The 19364-nt window shown below is 71.4% G+C and carries 20 protein-coding genes; 7 read left to right on the top strand and 13 right to left on the bottom strand.

Annotated elements, in window-relative coordinates; genetic code table 11:
- Window position 1: 1 nt before the first annotated feature.
- The 10 genes from metK to ACZ7G1_RS30520 form a co-directional block, all read right to left on the bottom strand.
- Window positions 2–1210, bottom strand: coding sequence for a methionine adenosyltransferase (gene metK, locus ACZ7G1_RS30565; protein WP_470878885.1), 1209 nt, complete (start codon window positions 1208–1210; stop codon window positions 2–4).
- Window positions 1207–1458 (bottom strand): phosphopantetheine-binding protein, encoded by a 252-nt coding sequence (locus ACZ7G1_RS30560; protein ID WP_392159283.1) that lies wholly within the window; start codon window positions 1456–1458, stop codon window positions 1207–1209. The genes metK and ACZ7G1_RS30560 overlap by 4 nt, the downstream gene beginning before the upstream one ends.
- 13 nt (window positions 1459–1471) lie before the next feature.
- A complete protein-coding gene (gene acpS, locus ACZ7G1_RS30555) occupies window positions 1472–1936 on the bottom strand; it encodes a holo-ACP synthase (protein WP_470878883.1) in 465 nt (154 codons plus the stop codon).
- A gap of 1 nt (window position 1937) precedes the next feature.
- Window positions 1938–2825 (bottom strand): class-II aminoacyl-tRNA synthetase family protein, encoded by an 888-nt coding sequence (locus tag ACZ7G1_RS30550; RefSeq protein ID WP_470878882.1) that lies wholly within the window; start codon window positions 2823–2825, stop codon window positions 1938–1940.
- 48 nt (window positions 2826–2873) lie between these two features.
- A complete protein-coding gene (locus tag ACZ7G1_RS30545; protein ID WP_470878880.1) occupies window positions 2874–3767 on the bottom strand; it encodes a diiron oxygenase in 894 nt (297 codons plus the stop codon).
- Window positions 3768–3793: 26 nt separating this feature from the next.
- Entirely contained in the window at window positions 3794–4837 is a 1044-nt protein-coding gene (locus ACZ7G1_RS30540) for a class I SAM-dependent methyltransferase (protein ID WP_470878879.1), read from the bottom strand.
- Complete coding sequence (locus tag ACZ7G1_RS30535; RefSeq protein WP_470878877.1) at window positions 4834–5676, bottom strand: class I SAM-dependent methyltransferase; 843 nt, start codon at window positions 5674–5676, stop codon at window positions 4834–4836. The genes ACZ7G1_RS30540 and ACZ7G1_RS30535 overlap by 4 nt, the downstream gene beginning before the upstream one ends.
- A gap of 75 nt (window positions 5677–5751) precedes the next feature.
- Window positions 5752–6291, bottom strand: a complete 540-nt coding sequence (locus ACZ7G1_RS30530) for a MaoC family dehydratase (RefSeq protein ID WP_470878875.1) — start codon at window positions 6289–6291, stop codon at window positions 5752–5754.
- An 89-nt stretch (window positions 6292–6380) separates the two neighbouring features.
- The gene (locus ACZ7G1_RS30525) at window positions 6381–7550 is read right to left on the bottom strand and encodes a trans-sulfuration enzyme family protein (RefSeq protein WP_470878873.1); all 1170 of its coding nucleotides are present in this window, start codon (window positions 7548–7550) and stop codon (window positions 6381–6383) included.
- Window positions 7551–7630: 80 nt separating this feature from the next.
- Window positions 7631–9073, bottom strand: coding sequence for an MFS transporter (locus ACZ7G1_RS30520; protein ID WP_470878871.1), 1443 nt, complete (start codon window positions 9071–9073; stop codon window positions 7631–7633).
- A 145-nt stretch (window positions 9074–9218) separates the two neighbouring features.
- Here ACZ7G1_RS30520 and ACZ7G1_RS30515 point away from each other — a divergent pair, with 145 nt between their 5' ends.
- From ACZ7G1_RS30515 to cpt, 3 genes are all read left to right on the top strand, one after another.
- Window positions 9219–9896, top strand: coding sequence for an HD domain-containing protein (locus tag ACZ7G1_RS30515; protein ID WP_470878870.1), 678 nt, complete (start codon window positions 9219–9221; stop codon window positions 9894–9896).
- Between the two features lie 203 nt (window positions 9897–10099).
- Window positions 10100–11311 carry a Cmx/CmrA family chloramphenicol efflux MFS transporter gene (locus tag ACZ7G1_RS30510; protein ID WP_470878950.1) on the top strand — a complete coding sequence of 404 codons (1212 nt, stop codon included), beginning with the start codon at window positions 10100–10102 and terminating at the stop codon, window positions 11309–11311.
- A 66-nt stretch (window positions 11312–11377) separates the two neighbouring features.
- Window positions 11378–11899 (top strand): chloramphenicol phosphotransferase CPT, encoded by a 522-nt coding sequence (gene cpt, locus ACZ7G1_RS30505; protein ID WP_470878949.1) that lies wholly within the window; start codon window positions 11378–11380, stop codon window positions 11897–11899.
- Between the two features lie 16 nt (window positions 11900–11915).
- On the opposite strand, the gene ACZ7G1_RS30500 is transcribed toward cpt, so the two are convergent.
- Entirely contained in the window at window positions 11916–12902 is a 987-nt protein-coding gene (locus ACZ7G1_RS30500) for a glycosyltransferase family 2 protein (protein ID WP_470878868.1), read from the bottom strand.
- Between the two features lie 107 nt (window positions 12903–13009).
- Between ACZ7G1_RS30500 and ACZ7G1_RS30495 the strand changes: the two genes are divergently transcribed.
- Window positions 13010–14998 carry a GtrA family protein gene (locus ACZ7G1_RS30495; protein WP_470878866.1) on the top strand — a complete coding sequence of 663 codons (1989 nt, stop codon included), beginning with the start codon at window positions 13010–13012 and terminating at the stop codon, window positions 14996–14998.
- Here the strand turns inward: ACZ7G1_RS30495 and ACZ7G1_RS30490 are convergent.
- Both ACZ7G1_RS30490 and ACZ7G1_RS30485 read right to left on the bottom strand, forming a co-directional pair.
- Entirely contained in the window at window positions 14985–15245 is a 261-nt protein-coding gene (locus ACZ7G1_RS30490) for a DUF4031 domain-containing protein (protein ID WP_470878864.1), read from the bottom strand. The two genes, ACZ7G1_RS30495 and ACZ7G1_RS30490, sit on opposite strands and share 14 nt — an antisense overlap.
- 46 nt (window positions 15246–15291) lie before the next feature.
- Window positions 15292–15648, bottom strand: coding sequence for a hypothetical protein (locus tag ACZ7G1_RS30485; RefSeq protein WP_470878863.1), 357 nt, complete (start codon window positions 15646–15648; stop codon window positions 15292–15294).
- Window positions 15649–15773: 125 nt separating this feature from the next.
- On the opposite strand from ACZ7G1_RS30485, the gene ACZ7G1_RS30480 reads away from it, so the two are divergent.
- The 3 genes from ACZ7G1_RS30480 to ACZ7G1_RS30470 all read left to right on the top strand — a co-directional run bounded on the left by ACZ7G1_RS30480 (window position 15774) and on the right by ACZ7G1_RS30470 (window position 19238).
- Complete coding sequence (locus tag ACZ7G1_RS30480) at window positions 15774–16688, top strand: MurR/RpiR family transcriptional regulator (RefSeq protein WP_470878861.1); 915 nt, start codon at window positions 15774–15776, stop codon at window positions 16686–16688.
- A 71-nt stretch (window positions 16689–16759) separates the two neighbouring features.
- On the top strand, window positions 16760–17689 hold the full coding sequence (gene murQ / locus ACZ7G1_RS30475; protein WP_470878859.1) for an N-acetylmuramic acid 6-phosphate etherase: 930 nt from the start codon (window positions 16760–16762) through the stop codon (window positions 17687–17689).
- Window positions 17690–17726: 37 nt separating this feature from the next.
- Window positions 17727–19238: a PTS transporter subunit EIIC gene (locus tag ACZ7G1_RS30470; RefSeq protein WP_470878857.1), complete on the top strand. Its 1512-nt coding sequence runs from the start codon at window positions 17727–17729 to the stop codon at window positions 19236–19238.
- The last annotated feature ends 126 nt before the right edge of the window (window positions 19239–19364 follow it).

Here is a 19364-nt window from a genome sequence, read left to right as displayed (position 1 = left end):
TCTACGCCCCCGCCGCCTTCTTGAGGGCCTCGACGCGGTCCGTGCGCTCCCAGGTGAACTCGGGGAGTTCGCGGCCGAAGTGGCCGTAGGCCGAGGTCGCCGCGTAGATGGGCCGCTTGAGGTCCAGGTCGCGGATGATCGCGGCCGGGCGGAGGTCGAAGACCGCGCCGACGGCTTCCTGGATCTTCTCGTCCGGGAGGGTGCCGGTGCCGAAGGTCTCGACGAAGAGGCCGACGGGCTCGGCCTTGCCGATGGCGTACGCGACCTGCACCTCGCAGCGCTTCGCGAGGCCGGCGGCGACGACGTTCTTGGCGACCCAGCGCATGGCGTACGCGGCGGAGCGGTCGACCTTCGACGGGTCCTTGCCGGAGAAGGCGCCGCCGCCGTGGCGGGCCATGCCGCCGTACGTGTCGATGATGATCTTGCGGCCGGTGAGTCCGGCGTCGCCCATCGGACCGCCGACCTCGAAGCGCCCGGTCGGGTTGACCAGGAGCCGGTAGCCGTCGGACTCCAGGCTGACGCCCTCCTCGACGAGCTGCTTGAGGACGTGCTCGACGACGTACTCGCGGATGTCCGGGGTGAGCAGGCCCTCCACGGAGATGTCGGCGGCGTGCTGCGAGGACACGACGACCGTGTCGAGGCGGACGGCGCGGTCCCCGTCGTACTCGATGGTGACCTGCGTCTTGCCGTCGGGCCGCAGGTACGGCACGGTGCCGTCCTTGCGGACCTCGGTGAGCCGCCGGGAGAGGCGGTGGGCGAGCGCGATCGGCAGCGGCATCAGCTCGGCCGTGTCGTCGCAGGCGTAGCCGAACATGAGGCCCTGGTCGCCGGCGCCCTGCGCGTCGAGCTCGTCGCCCGCGCCCTCGACCCGGGACTCGTACGCCGTGTCGACGCCCTGCGCGATGTCCGGCGACTGGGCGCCGATGGACACCGACACACCGCAGGAGGAGCCGTCGAAGCCCTTCGCGGAGGAGTCGTAGCCGATGTCGAGGATCGCCTCGCGCACCAGCTTCGCTATCGGCGCGTACGCCGTGGTGGTGACCTCGCCCGCGATGTGCACGAGACCCGTGGTGATCAGGGTCTCGACCGCGACGCGCGAGGAGGGATCCTCGGCGAGCAGCGCGTCGAGGATGGTGTCGCTGATCCGGTCGGCGATCTTGTCGGGGTGGCCCTCGGTCACCGACTCCGAGGTGAAGAGGCGGCGGCTCATGCCTGGACCTCCGCCGGGGTCTTGAAGAAGTGCTGCTCGATGGCGCCGAGGGTCCGGATGGAGTCGACCTCCAGGGTCTCCATCTGGATGGCGGTGCCGCTCTCCTGCTCCAGGAGGAAGACGAACTCGACGAAGGACAGCGAGTCGATGAGCCGGTTCTCGATCAGGTCGAGGTCGGCCGCGATGTCGTCGCGCTCGGGGTGACGCTCGAGGATCCAGTTCTTCACCGTCTGCAGGCCGTCGGCCATGGTTGCTCTCCTTTTAGCTGCTGCTGGATACGGAAGGGGTGAGGGGCGCGGGCACGGGGGTCGCGATGATCGGGGCGGCCACCGCGACCGCGTAGTCCACGTCGTGGCTGATGGACACGGTGATCTCGGTGATGCCGGACTCGGCCGCCATCTCGGCGGCGGCCCGGTGCAGCTCCACGAGCGGCCAGCCGCCCTCGGAGCGCCGTACGACGATGTCCGGCCACGGCAGGAACCTGCCCCGGACCCGTAAGGTCTTGAAGGCCGCTTCCTTGGCCGCGATCCGACCGCACAGGCTCAGCACGTCGAGCCCGGAGGACGTACGGCAGTCGGCGAGCTCGCCGGGGGTGAGCATCCGCTCGAAGAACCGCTCCCCGTACTGGGCGAGGAGCCTGCGGACACGGTTGACGGACACGATGTCCATGCCGAGGTTCGCCCACCCCAGGCCGCCCGCCGGCGGGGCGGCGGGACGGGCCGGCACGTCAGATCACCGGCCCGGCCGTGCCACTCGCATCGGCCCGCAGGCGGGCGTTCGCGTCGAGCACCGCCCGGGTGGCGGACTCCCAGCTGCCGTGGCGCCGGGTCAGTGCGGACAGCCACCGTTCCAGGCCGAAGGCGACGCAGCTGGTGAAGGCCGGTCCGCCGGTGGACTCCAGGGTGATGTCGCAGCGGTCGCCGAAGAAGTTCCGGTGCGTGTTGACCGAGGCGATCGCCAGGTCCTCGTACAGGAACTCGTACTTCACCGGTGTCAGGCGCTGGAGGACCGCCTTGGAGCCGCCCTTGTCGAAGAACGGGTCGCAGGCGGCCTCCCTGCGCAGCGGGAGGTCGAGTGCCGTCGCGAAGGCCTGGATGCGGGCGGTGAAGTCGGCGAGGTGCACCTCGGCGTGCTCGCGCGCGCCGATGGCGACGATCTCCCGCATGCGGAAGCCGAGCTGGCGCCGCATGCCCTCGTAGTGGGTCTCCTTGCGGAAGCACCAGGAGCAGATCGTGACGAGGGTGTCGTCGGCGACCCGGCGGCCCCGGTGGTCGAGGTAGACGGCGTAGCAGGACGCCGAGGGCAGGCCGAGCGCGGCGGGTTCGAGTGCCTCGCCGGGGAAGCTGCCGGTGGCGGCGGAGAAGGGGGCGGTCGTGCGGCGCTCCAGGTCGAGCGGGGCGGCGACGACGGCCTGGTGCGGGAAGTTGTCGTAGTAGTCGAGATGGGCCAGGTCGGCGGCGGGGAGCAGCGGGGGCATGGTCATCGGGCGGGCGCCCGCGGTCACTCCCCAGCCCTCGAAGGTGTCGTCGAGGAGCCGCAGCAGGCGGGTCCCCTCCGGGCCGAGCGAGGGCAGGCCCCTGGTCTCCCCGACGCTCTCGGGGCTCGTCAAGGTCATGGTCGGTGCACCTCTCAGGTGAGGGCTCCCGGTAGGGAGGCTCGGGGCTCAGACGACGGGCAGGGTGTCGTCGGAGAAGATCCCGGTCTTCAGGAAGAAGGCGAGCGGCTTGCGGATGGCCTTGCGCTCGTGCGGGCGGCGGGCCGGGTCGGCGACCAGCGCGTTGCGCAGGGCGAGCGGGTCGGGGATGCCGGCGTCGCGGTAGACGTGCGGGTTGTAGAGGGAGTTGACGCTGTAGACGACGTACCGCTTGAGGTACGCCTCCACCTCGCGGACCCGCTCGGCGCTGACGGCCTGGCACATCCGGGTGTAGAGGAGGGAGACCAGCTCACGGCCGAAGGCGATGTGGCGGGACTCGTCCTGGTGGTGGATGCGGTTGACCTCGCGGATGGTGTGGCAGAGGGAGTCGTCCTTCGCCATCCGGGAGTTGTAGTGGTCGACGAGCTCCTCGAAGAAGAGGATGCGGGTGAAGACGAGGAAGTTCTCGACCTCGGGCTCCCAGGCGGCGTCGGCGCGCATCGCGGTGGAGCCGTAGATCTTGTGGCCGTAGCGGCGGCAGAACTCCGAGAAGAACCACATGTGTTCGTTCTCCTCGCCGATGAAGTGGTGGAAGAAGTCGGAGGGGACCTCGAAGCCGGGCATGTGGATGCGGCCGACGACCTCGATGAGGAGTTCGCGGATGCCGTGCACGTTGAGGCTGTAGAAGTTGATGGACTCCCACTTCGAAAGCCGCTGAAGCGTTTCCTCACCGAGGGCGTCGTAGTGCTCGGTGCCGTACACCGTGAGCAGCTCCGGCGTCATCCAGAAACGGTTCTCCTCCAGCGTCTCGGGCCACTGGAAGGTCTGGTACGGGTTGTAGTAGTCCTCGACCGAGCGCTCGCTGAGGCGGCTCAGAACCTCCATGAAGCGGTCGGTGACGGGCAGCGGAGCGCTGGTGGGCATGCGGATGCTCCTTCTGGGAAACGGGGTTACGGCCGGACTTCGTAGACCGCGTTCACCGGGGTCTCGGTCGCGCGCCGCCAGCGGGTGAAGCCGGCCTCCTCGGCGATGGCGCGGAAGGCCTTCTCGCCGGAGTGGTTGCCGAGCGCGTGCGGGCCGCGCTGGGCGACCGCGACGGGCAGGCACATGACGGCGGAGAGCGCCATGAACATCCGGGCGGCGGGGGTCTGCGTGTCGATGTCCTGCGGGGACACGTTCGACTCGACGAGCATCCACGTGCCGTCCGCGTCCAGGGACTTGTGGACGTGCTGCGCGGCGGCGACCGGGTCGCCCATGTCGTGCAGGGCGTTGAAGAAGCACACCAGGTCGTAGCCGGAGCCCGGGTAGTCGTCGGCCGAGGCGACCTCGAAGACGACCCGGTCGGAGAGGCCGGCCTCCTCGGCGAGCTCCCGCGCGATGGCGATGGCCTCCTCCGAGTAGTCGAAGCCGTGGACGGTGGCCCGCGGGAACGCCTTCGCGATCAGCAGCGTGGTGTGGCCGACACCGCAGCCGACGTCGGCGACCGTGCCGCCGGCGGCGAGCTTGTCGGTGACCTGGTGCAGGGCGGGCAGCCAGTCGGGGACGAGCTTGTGCTCGTACGTCGGCTGGAAGAAGGAGCCCATGCCGGTGTCGAGGGCCGCGTCGTGCTCGGCCCAGCCGACGCCCTCGCCGGTGCGGTACGCGTCGACGAGCAGGTCCTCGGTGGCGTACAGCGCCTTCAGCGCGGTGAAGAACCCGGCCGCGTAGGTGACGGCCTTCGGATCGGCGAGCACCTCGACGTGGTCGGCGGGGAGCGTGTACGTGAGGGAGCTCGGGTGCCGTTCGACGTACCCGGCGGAGAGCTGCGCGTGCAGCCACTCCTCGATGTACCGCGGGTCGGTCGACGTCTTCACCGCGAGCTGCTCGGCGGTCAGCGGGCCCTCCGCGGCCAGCGCCTTGTACAGGCCGAGGCGCTCGCCGAGGGCGACGGTCAGACCGCGGACGGCCGCGCCCGCGTCGGTGATGACCCGCTGGTGGAAGTCGTGGGCGCTCATGCCGCCTCCTCCTGGCCGTGGCTCGGGGTGTCGCAGGTGAAGAGGAAGGAGCGGGGGACGCGGGGCAGGGCGCGCGGGGCGACCTGGTAGGGCCACCGGTCGAAGTCGGCGCCCTCCTCACCGGGCTGCCTGACCTCCCGTACGGACCAGCCGCAGTCGGCGAGCAGCGCCTCGGGCTCCTCGGTGCCGAACAGCCACGGGTTGCCGTCCTCCTCCAGCGCCTTCATGAAGCCGCGGGCCAGCGGGTTGTCCAGGGCCGCCTTGGAGATGACGTCGCCGAGCAGCACGGAGCCGGGCGCGGAGTGCGCCGCGAGCGTCGAGATCAGGGTCCGTACCGCCTGCTCGGGCAGGAAGAACAGCAGGCCTTCGACCACCCACAGGACGGGCTCCTCGCTCTTCCAGCCCGCCTCCTTCAGGGGGCCGGTCCAGTCCTCGGTCAGGTCGACCGGGATCGGTATCCGGGTACGGCCGGCGGGCCGCGGCTCGTCCCTGAGCATCTCCGCCTTCGCTTCGAGCAGCGCGGGGCGGTCGAGCTCGTAGACAGTGACGCCCTCGGGCCAGGGCAGCCGGTAGAACCGGGTGTCCATGCCGGCGGCGAGGAAGACGACCTGCCGGATGCCGCGCTCCTCCACCGCCTTCACGATGGCCCGGTCGAGGTAGGTGGTGCGGATCGCGAGGAACGGCACGATGCCGCCGCCGTCATAGCGCGCGAGCAGCTCGAAGCCGATCTCGTCGGCGACGGTGCGCGCGTAGGGATCGGCGAACAGCCGGTCCTCGCGCTCGGTCTCCAGGGCGCGCGCTGCGGCGGTCCACTGGGCGGTGCGGGATACGGCCTCCACAGGAGGTCCCCCTTCACTGGATTGATGAACGATGTACGGACGGCCGTGTTCAGGGGCCCGACGAAGGACGGTTCGTCAGGCGCTCATGGCCGGGACACAGGTCTTGGCCGGCCCCGCGCAGGCGACGGGGTCCTCGGCCGCGGGCATCGACGACAGATGGTCGGCCTCGGTGTCGGCGGGGCGCCGGCGGAAGATGCTGTGCAGGATCATGCTGAACACGGCCGTCCCGTCGGGGGCCACGAGCGTGCACCGCGGCTTGACGGTGCCGGTGGCGCGGTTGAACGGCGACGGGGTGGAGCCGAGGATCTCGACGCGGGCGGTGAGGACGTCGCCCGGACGGACGGGCCGCAGGTAGCGGACCTCGTCGATGCCGGGCGAGCCCATACAGGCGCTGTAGGCGAGCAGTCCGTCGACGTACCGCCGCATGAACATCGCCTGGGTGTGGAAGCCGCTCGCGATCAGACCGCCGAACTGCGAGTCCTTCGCACGCTCGGCGTCCGTGTGGAAGGGCTGCGGGTCGAAGCGCCTGCCGAACTCCAGCACCTCCTCCGCCGTGACGGTGACGGTGCCCAGCTCGTGGACGTCGCCGGGCCGGAAGTCCTCGAAGTAGCGCATCGCGCTTCCCCCTTGACCTAGGAGTGGTCTTTCCCTGGCGACTCCAAATCTACGAATCACCCCTTTATTTTGTCAAGCCAAAAGAAGGGCTATGCGAGGGCCTGTTCGACGTCCGCCCACAGGTCCTCGACGTCCTCGATCCCCACCGACATCCGCACCAGCCCGGGAGCGATGCCCGCCGCCGCCAACTCCCCTTCGTCCAGCTCGCGATGGGAGGTGGAAGCCGGGTGCGCGACGAGCGTCTCCACCCCTCCGAGCGACAGCGCGAGCTTCGCCAGCCGGACCCGCTCGATGAACGCCCGGCCCGCCTCCCGGCCCCCCGCCAGCTCGAACGACAGCATCCCGCCGCCGCCCGCGAGGACCTTCCGCGCGATGCCGTACGAGGGATGGCCGGGGCGCCACGGGTAGTGGACGGCCGTCACCGAGCCGTGCGCGGCGAGGAGTTCGCCGAGGGCCGCCGCGTTGCCGCAGTGCTCGCGCATCCGCAGCGGGAGCGTCGGTATCCCGCGCAGGGTCAGCCAGGCGGCGAACGGGTCGGCGCAGGCGCCGAGTTCGACCGTGCGCGGCCAGATCCGGCGCCTCAGGCCGTCGTCGGCGAACACGGCCGCCCCGCCCAGGACGTCCGAATGCCCCGAGAGGTACTTGGTCGTGGAGTGCACGACGATGTCGGCGCCGAGCTCAAGGGGCCGGCACAGCACCGGCGAGGCCAGCGAGTTGTCCACGACGCTCGTCACCCCGGCGGCCCGCGCCGCCGCGAGCAGTCCCGGCAGGTCGGGGACCTGCCCGGTGGGGTTCGCGATCGTCTCCAGGACAAGCAGCCGGGTCGCCGGGTGCACCGCCGCCGCCTCGAACTCCGCCGGATCGTCCCCTGATATCCGTACGACCTCGATCCCGTACCGCTCGGCCAGGTCCGACAGGACGGCGTGCGTCCCGCCGTACAGGCAGCGCTGGGCGACCACCCGGTCGCCGGGCCGCAGCAGGGCGAGGAGCACGCCGCTGATCGCCCCCATGCCGGAGGCGAAGGCGAGGGCCCCCTCGCCTCCCTCCAGGCCCGCGAGGGTCTGCTCCAGGGCGCGCACGGTCGGGTTGCCGCGCCGGCTGTAGACGTACCGGCCGTCGGGCCCCGCCATCGCGTCGGCGAGCTCGGCGGCGGAGTCGAAGGCGAAGGCGGAGGACTGCACGAGCGGCACGGAGAGCGGCCAACTGCCCTCATGGAAGGGCTGGTTGGAGACGTGCACGGCACGGGTGTTCAGTTCCACGGCGGTCTTTCCTTTCCGGGTACGGAAAAGGGGCCGCCCGACGTCCGGGGAAGGACATCGGGCGGCCCCTTCGGGGCGGGTCAGGCGGAGACCTTCTCGCCTTCGGGAGCGGGGGCGGCGGCAGCGGCCTCGGCCGCGACCGTCTTGTCGCTCTTCATCACGAGGAGGGTGATCACACCGCCGAGCGCGGCGACGACCGCGGCCCCGATGAACGCGGCCGAGAACCCGTCGGTCAGCTTCGGCAGGTTGCCCAGCTGGTCGGCGCCCTGGGACATCGCCACGGCGGTCAGGGCGGCGAGGCCGAGCGCGGAGCCCACGTTGTAGGTGGTGTTCACGATGCCGGAGGCCAGGCCCGCCTGCTCCTGCGGAGCGCCGGACATCGCCGCGATCATCGCCGGGATGTACGCGAGGGACATGCCGAGCGCGGCCACCAGCGAGGCCGGCAGGACGTCGACCAGGAAGGAGCCGGTGGGCGGCACGGCCGCGAGCCAGAGCAGACCGGCCGCGAGGACGAGCAGACCGCCCGCGATGAGCGGCTTCGCGCCGACCTTCATCATCAGCCGCGCGGTGATCGCCGTCATGAAGATCATGAGGAGCACCGTCATCGGCAGCAGCGCCGCGCCCGACTCGAAGGCGCCGAAGCCGAGGACCTGCTGGAGGTACAGGTTCAGGAAGTACCACATGGGGATCCAGGCCGCGCCGAGCAGCGTCATCGCCAGGTTGGCCGAACCGAGGCGCGGGACCCGCCACACGCTGAGCGGCATCAGGGGCTCGCGGACGCTCTTCTGGATCACGAAGAACAGGACCAGGAGGGCGGCGGCGCCGACCAGCTCCAGGATCGTGGCGGTGGCTCCCCAGCCGACCTCGGGAGCGCGGACCACGGCGAACACGGCGAGCGCGAGACCCGCGGTGACGGCGACGGCGCCGAGGACGTCGACGGAACCGCGGCGCGACTCGACGTTCGGCAGCAGCTTCGTGGCGGCCAGGGTCGCGAGGCCGATCGGGATGTAGATGATGAACACCCACTGCCAGCTCATCCACTCGGTGAACACGCCGCCGAGGAACACGCCCGCGGTGCCGCCGGCCGGCGCCGCGGCGCCGTACAGCGCCATCGCCTTGCCGAGCTCCTTCGGGTCGTGCATGAAGAGCATCATCAGGAGCGTCATCGCGGACGGCGCGATCAGCGCGCCGCCGACGCCCTGCACGGCGCGGCCGACGATCTCCACCCAGGCCGTCTGCGCGGCCGCCGCCACGACGGAACCGGCGATCATCACCGCCCAGCCGCTGACGAAGATCTTCCGGGCCCCGACCAGGTCGGAGAGGCGTCCGCCGAGGAGCAGCAGTCCACCGAAGACGATCACGTAGGCGTTGAAGATCCACTGGAGCTCGCTCTGCGAGAAGCCCAGGTCCTTCTGCATTTCGGGGAGCGCGACCCCGATGATCGAGGTGTCCATGATGACCATGAACTGAGCGGCCGCGAGCACGACAAGTGCCCACCAGCGCCGGGGATTGACGGTTGACATTGCCCTGACCCTTCACTCGCTGCTGCATACCCCTAGGGGGTACCTGTGCGGAGCACCGTAGCATACCCATGGGGGGTATGTAAGAGTGAGATGAGGTCGCGTGGGAAGCGGCCCTTCCGCGCCCCGCGCCGGGCACAATGCCCCCATGACCGCAGACCAGGACCCCGCGCTCCTCCAGCGCTGGACCGCCACGCTGCTCGCCGCCCGCGCCGGCCGCGAAGGCCCCGACCCCGCCCCGTACGGCCGCAACCTCCTGGCCCGCTGGGCCGAGCCGCAGCGCCGCTACCACACGGTCGACCACCTCCGCGCGGTCCTCGACCGGATCGACGAACTGGCCGACCAAGGCGGCGAGGGCGGGGAGTTGGAGCTCGTACGGCTCGCCGCCTGGTTCCACGACGCCGTCTACCGCCCCGACCGCTCGGAGAACGAGGAACGCTCCGCCACCCTCGCCGAGAAGGCCCTCACCGAAGCCGGCCTCACCCCCCACGAGGTCGCCGAGGTCGCCCGCCTCGTCCGCCTGACCACCACCCACGACCCCGACGCCGGCGACCTCAACGGCGAGACCCTCTGCGACGCCGACCTCGCCATCCTCGCCACCGACCCCGATACCTACCAGGGGTATACCGCCGCCGTCCGCGAGGAGTACTCCTTCGTCCCCGCCGACGCCTTCCGCGAAGGCCGCTCCACCGTCCTCCGCCACCTCCTCTCCCTCCCCCGCCTCTTCCGCACCCCCTACGGCGCCGCGGCCTGGGAGGAAAAGGCCCGGGAAAACATGGAACGCGAACTCACGGAACTGACGGACCCGCCAGGAATCACGGCCTGAACGGCCGGAACCACGGCCTGAGCGGCCGGCACCAGAGACCGAGCAGCCGGAGCACCGACTCCCCGTCTCGCATCCCAAGACATTCCCGTCACCCCGGAATGACAGGAACAAATCGAGGGTTGACCCATGTCATGCCCTCTCCCTCCGCCGCCGAGCCCACCCCACCGGCCCCGACCCCCACCGACACCCCGCCCACCGGCCGCATGCCCCTGGCCGTCTACATCCTCGGGCTCTCCGTCTTCGCGCTCGGCACGAGCGAGTTCATGCTCTCGGGGCTCCTCCCGCCCATCGCAGAGGACATGGGCGTTTCCATCCCCAGCGCCGGGCTCCTCATATCGGCCTTCGCGATCGGCATGGTCGTCGGCGCGCCCCTGCTCGCCATCGCGACCCTCCGGCTCCCCCGCAAGACCACCCTGATCGCCCTGATCACCGTCTTCGGCCTCGGTCAGGTCGCCGGCGCCCTCGCTCCCACCTATGGCGTGCTCTTCGCCTCACGTGTCGTGAGCGCGCTGGCCTGCGCCGGCTTCTGGGCGGTCGGCGCGGCCGTCGCCATCGCGATGGTCCCCGTCGGCGCACGGGCCCGGGCCATGGCCGTCATGATCGGCGGCCTCTCCATCGCCAACGTCCTCGGCGTCCCCGCCGGCGCCTTCCTCGGCGAGCACCTCGGCTGGCGTTCCGCCTTCTGGGCGGTCGGCGCGGCCTCCGCCATCGCCCTCGTCGGCGTCGTGACCCGCATCCCGCGCATCCCGCTGCCCGAGACCAAGCCCCGCGTCCGGCGCGAACTGGCCATCTACCGCGACCGCCAGGTGCTCCTCTCGGTCGCCGTCATCGCCCTCGCCGCCGGCGGCGTCTTCTGCGCCTTCTCCTACCTCGCGCCGCTGCTCACCGACGTCGCCGGGCTCGACGAGAGCTGGGTCTCCGGCGTCCTCGGGCTCTTCGGCATCGGCGCCGTCGTCGGCACCACCATCGGCGGCCGCGTCGCCGACGCCCACCTCTTCGGCGTGATGCTCACCGGCATCGCCGCCTCCACCGTCTTCCTCGTCGCCCTGGCCCTCCTCGCCTCGAACCCGGCCGCCGCGATGACGCTGACCTTCCTCCTCGGCGTCTCCGCCTTCTACACGGCCCCGGCCCTCAACGCCCGCATGTTCAACGTCGCGGGCGCCGCCCCCACCCTCGCCGGCGCCACCACCACCGCCGCCTTCAACCTCGGCAACACCGGCGGCCCCTGGCTCGGCGGCGCCGTCATCGACGCCGGCCTCGGCTTCGCCTCCCCCGCCTGGGCCGGCGCCTCCATGACCGCCCTCGGCCTCGCCACCGCCGCCCTCGCCCTCAGACTCCACCGCTCCCCGTCCCGCCTGGTCACCTCCGGCACCCCGGCAGAACGCAAGACCCCCACACCGACCGCCAAGCCCTAGGCGGCCGAAATCCCGCTGCGCCCCCACCCCGGACGGCCCTACGGTGCCCCCGTGACGACCACCCGAATGATCATCCTCAACGGCGCCTCCAGCTCAGGGAAGTCCGGCATCGTACGGTGCCTCCAGTCCGTCCTGCCGGACCCCTGGCTCACCTTCGGCTGCGACTCCTTCGTCGACGCCCTGCCCAAGAAGCTGTGGTCCTCCCCCGGCGGCATCGTCTTCGACGACGACGGCGGCGTCACCATCGGCGACGACTTCCGCACCCTCGAAGCCGCCTGGACCCAAGGCGTCGCCACCATGGCCCGCGCCGGCGCCCGCGTCATCATCGACGACGTCTTCCTCGGCGCCGCCACCTCCCAGCAACGCTGGCGCGACGCCCTCGGCGACCTCCCCACCCTCTGGGTCGCCGTCCACTGCTCCCCCGAAGCCGCCGCCGCCCGCGAACTAGCCCGCGGCGACCGCACCCCCGGCATGGCCGCCCAACAAGCCCCCGTCGTCCACCAAGGCGTCCACTACGACCTCGAAGTCGACACCACCCACACCGAATCCCTCACCTGCGCCCACACCATCGCGGCCCACCTGAGCTGACGGGCCGCGGAGAGGCTCAGGCTGCGCGGACGTCCGGGTCGCCGGCGCTCTCCGGGAGGCCGGCCGGCACGAAGTCCGCGCCGAAGGACGGGGCCGGGTACATCAGGTGCGCGAGGCGCGACTGCTCCTGGCGCATGTGCATGAACGATTCGAGGATGTACCCGACCAGGAGCACGAGCACCGCGATGATCATGATGGAGGCCGCCAGGATGGCGGTGGGGAAGCGCGGCACGGTGCCGCTCTCCACGAACTCGGCGATCACCGGGGCGCCCAGGCCGAGCGAGACCAGGGCCAGCAGGCCGGCGATGACGGAGTGGAACAGGGACGGGCGCTGGCGGCGGGCCAGGCCCATGATCAGCTTGAGGATGCGCCAGCCGTCGCGGTAGGTGCGGAGCTTGCTGACACTGCCGGCCGGACGGTCCTTGAAGTCGACCTCGATCTCCGCGGTGGGCAGCCGCAGGCTGAGGGCGTGCACCGTCATCTCGGTCTCGGTCTCGAATTCCCGCGAGAGGGCGGGGAAGGACTTGATGTAGCGGCGGGAGAACACCCGGTAGCCGCTCAGCATGTCGCTGACGTCGTTGCCGAACAGCGACCGCACGGCGCCGGTGAGCATCTTGTTGCCGACCGCGTGACCGGCCCGGTAGGCCGTGTCGGTTATCTCGCGGCGGGCGCCGACGACCTGGTCGTAGGGGCCCTCGAAAAGCAGGTCGACCATCTCGCGGGCCCGCGAGGCGTCGTAGGTGTCGTCACCGTCGATGATCAGCAGCGCGTCGGCCTCGACGTCGGCGAAGGCCCGGCGGATCACGTTGCCCTTGCCCTTGCGCGGCTCGTGCCGCACGATCGCGCCCGCCTTGAGGGCCTCGGCGAGGGTGTTGTCCGTGGAGGCGTTGTCGTACACGTAGATGACGGCCTCGGGAAGGGCTGCGCGCAGGTCACGGACGACCTTGCCGATCGCGGCCTCCTCGTTGTAACAGGGGACGACGCAGGCGATCACGGGACTCATGTGAAGGGATCCTCTTGGTTACAACGCGAGTGTGGTGTGTTCGAGAAATTCGTGGGGATGCTATCTCGCGTTTGTAAATTGAGGTCGCACAAGTTTACGTTTCCGCCATGATGCGGTTCACGGCCTGGAGCCGACGCGTGCCCGCGTGGGCTCGGAAGATCGGGCGTGAGGTCGCCGCCTTCGGCGTCGTCGGAGCGCTCGCCTTCGTCGTGGAGACCGCGAGCTTCAATCTCCTGATCTTCGGTCCCCCCTCCTCAGGCGGCGGGGTCCTCGGCAGCGCGCCGGTCCTCGCCTCGGTCGTCGCCACGCTGCTCGCCATGGCCGTGAGCTGGGTCGGCAACCGCTATTGGACCTACCGCGACCGGCGCGGCGCCGTCGACCGGCGCGAGCTGACGCTGTTCGTGGGCGTCAACCTGGTGGGCATGGCGGTCACCGCCCTCCCCGTGTACGTCTCCCACGAACTGCTGGGTCTCGGATCGCCCGTCAGCGACAACGCGGCCCGGCTCGTCGGCTGGGCCGCGGCGACGCTGCTGCGCTTCGTCGCCTACCGCAGCCTCGTGTTCACCCGCTCAGGAGAGGACCCGTCCCACGTGCCCGGCACCATCGACCGGTGGACCACGACGCTGCGCGACGCCCGGCGGCGCGGCGCGCTCTGGCCGTGGGCCCTGGCCTCCATCGCCGCGGTCTGCGCCTACGCCGTGTCCGTCGTCTTCCACCCCGGCTACTTCAGCGCGGACAGTCTCGTCCAGCTGCGGGAGGCACTGGGCGAGACGCCGATGCACGACTGGCATCCGCCGGTGATGGCCCTGCTGTGGAAGCTCCTCATCGATTCCACGGGCGCCGTCTCGGCCATGGCCGCCCTGCAGGCCCTCGTGCTGTGGGCGTCGCTGTGGCTGCTCGCCGTCCTGGTGTGGCGGCGGACCCGCAGCCGCGGGCTCTCCCTCGCGATGCTCGCCGTCGGCCTCGCCCCGCACGTCGTGACCTTCACCGGCGTGGTGTGGAAGGACGTGCACATGGCGTACGTCCTGCTCGCGGCCGTGGCCGTCGCGCTCCTCGCCCGTGAGCTGCCGGCCGGCCGGAGCAGGACCCGCTGGGCGCTCCTCGTCGTCGGCGTGCTGTTCCTCGCGTACGCCATCCTGGTCCGCAAGAACGCCTTCCCGGCCGTCATCCCGGTCTTCGTCCTGCTGGTCCTCGCGCTCTGGCCCGCCCCGGGCCGCCGCCGCTGGCTCGTCGCCACCGGGGTGCTCCTCGCGGTGACCGCCGGCGCCAACACCGTCGTGAACGCCGTCGCCGATCCGGTGGCCTCCCGCCAGTACGCGCAGATCCCGCTGGACGACCTCGTCCACGTCCTCACCCCGGCCCAGGTGCGCGCCGCCGCCGACCGGGCGGGCGCCGATCCGGCCCTGCGGGACGGCCTCGCGGACGCCGCGGCCACCTGCCAGAGCAAGAAGATCCCCTCGGACGCGTACTTCCACTGCTACCGGCGCGACATCGCACCGGACCCGATGGCCCCGCGGAACGTCGACGCCATGCTGGACATGTGGACCGCGCAGATGCCCGAGCACTGGAAGGGCTATGCCGAGTACCGCCTTCAGCTCTTCGGCAAGCTGCTCTTCCAGAGCAACTACCCCTTCCAGGACGGCACCCGCGCCAAGCCCTCCGAGCAGCCCGACGCCATCGTGGGCACCCCCTCGGACGAGACGCTGCGGTCCACGCTGAAGTACTACGTGCTCGGCTTCGTCCGTGACGTGCCGTTCCTCTTCCAGGGCTGGTTCTGGCTGGCGATCTCCCTGGTCCTCGCGCTGCGCCGCCGCTGGATCGGCCCGTACAGCCGGGAGCTCAGGCTGCTCGGCGCCAGCTCGATCCTGTACATCGCGGCCTATCTGCCGACCTCGCCCGAGTCCAACTACCGCTATGTGTACTGGCCCGCGATCGCCGGGACCGTCGCCGTCCTGCTGATCGTCTCCGCGCATGTCGTACGGCGCCGGGCGAAGGCCGAGGAGAGCGCGGCGGAGAGCACCGCGGAGGGCACCGCCGCCGCCGACGGGACGCGGACGCCGGACGCCCTCTCCGCCGCCCAGGTCAGCGCCCCTTAGGGCGGCGGAGGCCGGCTTCGGTGAGGCGGCGGAGGAGTTCTTTGGAGCCGACTTCGACGGCGCCGGCGGAGACGGCGTCGGGGTAGCGGTCGGAGGGGATGTCGTAGTGGTCGCGTTCGAAGGCGCGGGGTGGGGCGCCGATGGAGGCGGCGAAGGCGTGGAGCTCGTCGAAGGAGACGTCGCTGACGAGGTGGGACCACATGCGGCCGTGGCCCGGCCAGGTGGGCGGGTCGATGTAGAGGGTCACGCGCCCGCCTCCGTACGGCCGGGGCCCGCGCCGGTCGCGCGGCCGGTCATGTGAGGGCTCCGACGCGGGCGACGACGACGCCCTGCTTGGCGCAGACCCAGTGGGGGTCGGGGCCGAGCTCGGGTTCGACGTCGAGGGCGTGCGGGTCGCCGGAGGAGCAGACGGGGCAGAGCGGCCAGCGGCCGTAGCGTTCGAGGAGGGCGTCCTGGACGTCCTGGGCGACGAGGCCGGCGACGTACGAGACGCCCTCGGGCCACTGCTCGACCCACCAGCGGCGGTGGGTCACGGCGTCCTCCACCATCGACACGACCTCGGCCGCGGCCACTTCCCGGGCCGCGAGGTCGGCCAGTACCAGCGAGCGAGCGGCGTGCAGCGCCTGCTCCACGGGGTCGATGTCGTCCATTTACTCATTGTCACCCCGAGCGCGGCCCAGACAAGAAAAGGGGCCGAAGGTCCCGGCCGTTTCCGGGACGGATCCGGGACCGATGGGGTCTTGTCGGCCCAAGGGGCCGAAAGTATCTTTCAGGTGTGACCAATGATGTGAAGGAAATTTTCACGAGCGACGCGCCGCCGCCCGCGGCCCTCGCGGCCAAGGTGCGGACCCTCGCGCCGTCCATGACCCGGTCCATGCAGCGGGTCGCCGAAGCCGTCGCCGGAGACCCGGCCGGCTGCGCCGCCCTCACGGTCACCGGCCTCGCCGAGCTCACCGGCACCAGTGAGGCGACCGTCGTCCGTACCGCCCGCCTCCTCGGCTACCCCGGCTACCGCGACCTGCGCCTCGCCCTGGCCGGCCTCGCCGCCCAGCAGCAGTCGGGGCGCGCGCCCGCCGTCACCGCCGACATCGCCGTCGACGACCCGATCGCCGACGTCGTCGCCAAGCTCGCCCACGACGAACAGCAGACCCTCGCCGACACGGCCGCGGGACTCGACACGGTCCAGCTCGGCGCCGCCGTAGCCGCCCTCGCCACCGCCCGCCGCGTCGACATCTACGGCGTCGGCGCCTCCGGCCTGGTCGCCCAGGACCTCGCGCAGAAGCTCCTCCGCATCGGCCTGATCGCGCACGCGCACAGCGACCCGCACCTCGCCGTCACCAACGCCGTACAGCTCCGCTCCGGCGACGTCGCCGTCGCCATCACCCACTCCGGCTCCACCGGCGACGTCATAGAACCCCTCCGGGTGGCCTTCGACCACGGCGCGACCACCGTCGCGATCACCGGCCGTCCGGACGGGCCCGTCACCCAGTACGCCGACCACGTCCTCACCACCTCCACCGCCCGCGAGAGCGAACTGCGCCCCGCGGCCATGTCGTCCCGCACCAGCCAGCTCCTGGTCGTGGACTGTCTGTTCACCTGTGTCACCCAGCGCACGTACGAGACGGCGGCCCCTGCTCTCGCCGCCTCGTACGAAGCACTCGCCCACCGTCACTCGCCCAGGACCCGCTGAACCCCGTCAGCCGAGCGTCATACGTCGATGCCGAAGCCGCCGACGACGTCCACGCACCGAAAGAGCCGCACATGTCCGCTTCCACGTACTCCGAACTCCGAGCCCAGCTGGCGACCCTCACCACCGAGGCGTTCCGGCCCGAACTCGCCGAGATCGACCAGCTCCCGACCCTGGACATCGCCCGGACGATGAACGGCGAGGACCAGACCGTTCCCGCCGCCGTCGCCCGGCAGCTCCCCGCCATCGCCGCCGCGATCGACGCGACCGCCGAGCGCATGGCCCGCGGGGGACGGCTCCTCTACCTGGGCGCGGGCACCGCCGGCCGGCTCGGCGTCCTCGACGCCAGCGAGTGCCCGCCCACCTTCAACACCGACCCGTCCCAGGTCGTCGGCCTCATCGCGGGCGGCCCGTCCGCCATGGTCAAGGCCGTCGAAGGCGCCGAGGACTCCAAGGAACTCGCCGTACAGGACCTCACGGACCTCGGTCTCACCGCCGACGACACCGTGGTCGGCATCTCCGCCTCCGGCCGCACCCCGTACGCGATCGGCGCCGTCGAGCACGCCCGCCGCCTCGGCGCGCTCACCATCGGCCTCTCCTGCAACGCGGACAGCGCGCTCGCCGCCGCCGCCGAGCACGGCATCGAGGTCGTCCCCGGCCCCGAGCTCCTCACCGGCTCCACCCGCCTCAAGGCCGGTACGGCCCAGAAGCTCGTCCTCAACATGATCTCGACGATCACCATGATCCGGCTCGGCAAGACCTACGGAAACCTCATGGTCGACGTCCGCGCCTCCAACGAGAAGCTCCAGGCCCGCTCCCGGCGGATCGTCGCCCTCGCCACCGGAGCCCCGGACGAGCAGATCGAGACCGCCCTCGCCGCCGCCGACGGGGAGGTGAAGAACGCCATCCTCATGATCCTCGCCGACATCGACGCCCCCACCGCCGCCCGCCGGCTGACGGACTCCCGCGGTCACCTGCGTGCGGCGCTGCACGCGACGACCTGACCCCGCCCCTCTCCCCCCACAGCAAGGCCACCGCACCATGAGCACAGACGACAAGAACCGCGCCATCGCCGCCGCGATCCTCCCCCTCGTCGGCGGCGCCGAGAACGTCAGCACCGTTGCCCACTGCATGACCCGCCTCCGGTTGGGCCTGCGGGACCGCTCGCTCGTCCGGGACGAGGCGCTCAAGGCGCTGCCCGACGTGATGGGTGTGGTGGAGGACGACACGTACCAGATCGTTCTCGGCCCGGGAAAGGTCGCCCGCGTGACCCCCGAGTTCGAGGCCCTGGTCGCCGAGGCCCCGAAGCCCGCGCACTCCGCGGAGGACCTGGCGGCGCAGGGCGCGGCCCTCAAGGCGGCCCAGAAGGCGAAGAACTCCACCCCGTTCAAGCTCTTCCTGCGCAAGATCGCGAACATCTTCGTCCCGCTGATCCCCGCGCTCATCGGCTGCGGCATCATCGCCGGCCTCAACGGCCTTCTGATCAACCTCGGCTGGCTGCCGGGCGTCACCCCCGCCCTCGCCGCCATCGCGAGCGGGTTCATGGCGCTCATCGCGGTCTTCGTCGGCTACAACACGGCCAAGGAGTTCGGCGGTACGGCGATCCTCGGCGGCGCGGTCGCCTCGATCATCGTCTTCGCCGGCGTCGCCAAGATCGACGTCTTCGGCCAGACCCTCTCCCCCGGCCAGGGCGGTGTGCTCGGCGCCCTCGGCGCGGCCGTCCTCGCGGTGTACGTGGAGAAGTGGTGCCGCCGCTGGGTCCCCGAGTCCCTCGACGTCCTGGTCACCCCGACGCTCACGGTCCTCGTCTCCGGCCTCGTCACCATCTTCGGCCTCATGTTCGTCGCCGGTGAGATCTCCACCGCCATCGGCACCGCCGCCGACTGGCTCCTCGCCCACGCGGGCGCCGGCGCCGGCTTCCTCCTCGGCGGCCTCTTCCTGCCGCTCGTGATGCTCGGCCTCCACCAGGCCCTCATCCCCATCCACACCACCCTCATCGAGCAGCAGGGCTACACCGTCCTCCTCCCCATCCTCGCGATGGCGGGCGCCGGCCAGGTCGGCGCGGCCATGGCCGTCTACCTCAAGCTCCCCCGCAACGGCTCCATCCGCCGCACCATCAAGTCCGCCCTCCCCGCCGGCTTCCTCGGCGTCGGCGAACCCCTCATCTACGGCGTGTCCCTCCCCCTCGGCCGCCCCTTCATCACCGCCTGCGTCGGCGGCGCGGCCGGCGGCGCCTTCATCGGCCTGTTCTCCATGCTCGGCACCTCCGTCGGCTCCACCGCCATCGGCCCGTCGGGCTGGGCCCTGTTCCCCCTCCTCAACGGCAACCACAGCCTCGGCACCACCATCGCCATCTACGCCGGCGGCCTCCTCGTCGGCTACCTCGTGGGCTTCACCGCCACCTACTTCTGGGGCTTCAGCCAGGAACTCCTCGACGAGTTCAACGTCGACACCGAAGCCGCCCTGGAAGCGCCCGTGGCGGCGGGAGGCGCCACCCCCGCACCGGAGACCGCGCCCGAGCCCGCACCGGAACCGGAACCGGCGAAGGTCTGAGACACGCGCACAGCGGATACGGGGAAGGGGGGGGGGGGGGGAGGGGGGGGGGGGGGGGGACACGAGTGGGGGGGGGGGGGGGGGAGGGGGTGTGGGGAGGGGGGAGGGGGCTGGTGGGGAGGGAGG

Source organism: Streptomyces sp. NPDC037273 (assembly GCF_055603625.1).
Note: the sequence above shows the minus strand (reverse complement) of the source record. Positions and strands in the feature narration are given on the sequence as shown.

What these genes read in the sequence shown, in the direction of transcription:
- metK (WP_470878885.1), bottom strand. Translation starts at nt 1,210, where the DNA reads ATGAGCCGCCGCCTCTTCACCTCGGAGTCGGTGACCGAGGGCCACCCC.
- ACZ7G1_RS30560 (WP_392159283.1), bottom strand. Translation starts at nt 1,458, where the DNA reads ATGGCCGACGGCCTGCAGACGGTGAAGAACTGGATCCTCGAGCGTCAC.
- ACZ7G1_RS30550 (WP_470878882.1), bottom strand. Translation starts at nt 2,825, where the DNA reads ATGACCTTGACGAGCCCCGAGAGCGTCGGGGAGACCAGGGGCCTGCCC.
- ACZ7G1_RS30545 (WP_470878880.1), bottom strand. Translation starts at nt 3,767, where the DNA reads ATGCCCACCAGCGCTCCGCTGCCCGTCACCGACCGCTTCATGGAGGTT.
- ACZ7G1_RS30540 (WP_470878879.1), bottom strand. Translation starts at nt 4,837, where the DNA reads ATGAGCGCCCACGACTTCCACCAGCGGGTCATCACCGACGCGGGCGCG.
- ACZ7G1_RS30530 (WP_470878875.1), bottom strand. Translation starts at nt 6,291, where the DNA reads ATGCGCTACTTCGAGGACTTCCGGCCCGGCGACGTCCACGAGCTGGGC.
- ACZ7G1_RS30520 (WP_470878871.1), bottom strand. Translation starts at nt 9,073, where the DNA reads ATGTCAACCGTCAATCCCCGGCGCTGGTGGGCACTTGTCGTGCTCGCG.
- ACZ7G1_RS30515 (WP_470878870.1), top strand. Translation starts at nt 9,219, where the DNA reads ATGACCGCAGACCAGGACCCCGCGCTCCTCCAGCGCTGGACCGCCACG.
- ACZ7G1_RS30510 (WP_470878950.1), top strand. Translation starts at nt 10,100, where the DNA reads ATGCCCCTGGCCGTCTACATCCTCGGGCTCTCCGTCTTCGCGCTCGGC.
- cpt (WP_470878949.1), top strand. Translation starts at nt 11,378, where the DNA reads ATGATCATCCTCAACGGCGCCTCCAGCTCAGGGAAGTCCGGCATCGTA.
- ACZ7G1_RS30500 (WP_470878868.1), bottom strand. Translation starts at nt 12,902, where the DNA reads ATGAGTCCCGTGATCGCCTGCGTCGTCCCCTGTTACAACGAGGAGGCC.
- ACZ7G1_RS30495 (WP_470878866.1), top strand. Translation starts at nt 13,010, where the DNA reads ATGATGCGGTTCACGGCCTGGAGCCGACGCGTGCCCGCGTGGGCTCGG.
- ACZ7G1_RS30485 (WP_470878863.1), bottom strand. Translation starts at nt 15,648, where the DNA reads ATGGACGACATCGACCCCGTGGAGCAGGCGCTGCACGCCGCTCGCTCG.
- murQ (WP_470878859.1), top strand. Translation starts at nt 16,760, where the DNA reads ATGTCCGCTTCCACGTACTCCGAACTCCGAGCCCAGCTGGCGACCCTC.
- ACZ7G1_RS30470 (WP_470878857.1), top strand. Translation starts at nt 17,727, where the DNA reads ATGAGCACAGACGACAAGAACCGCGCCATCGCCGCCGCGATCCTCCCC.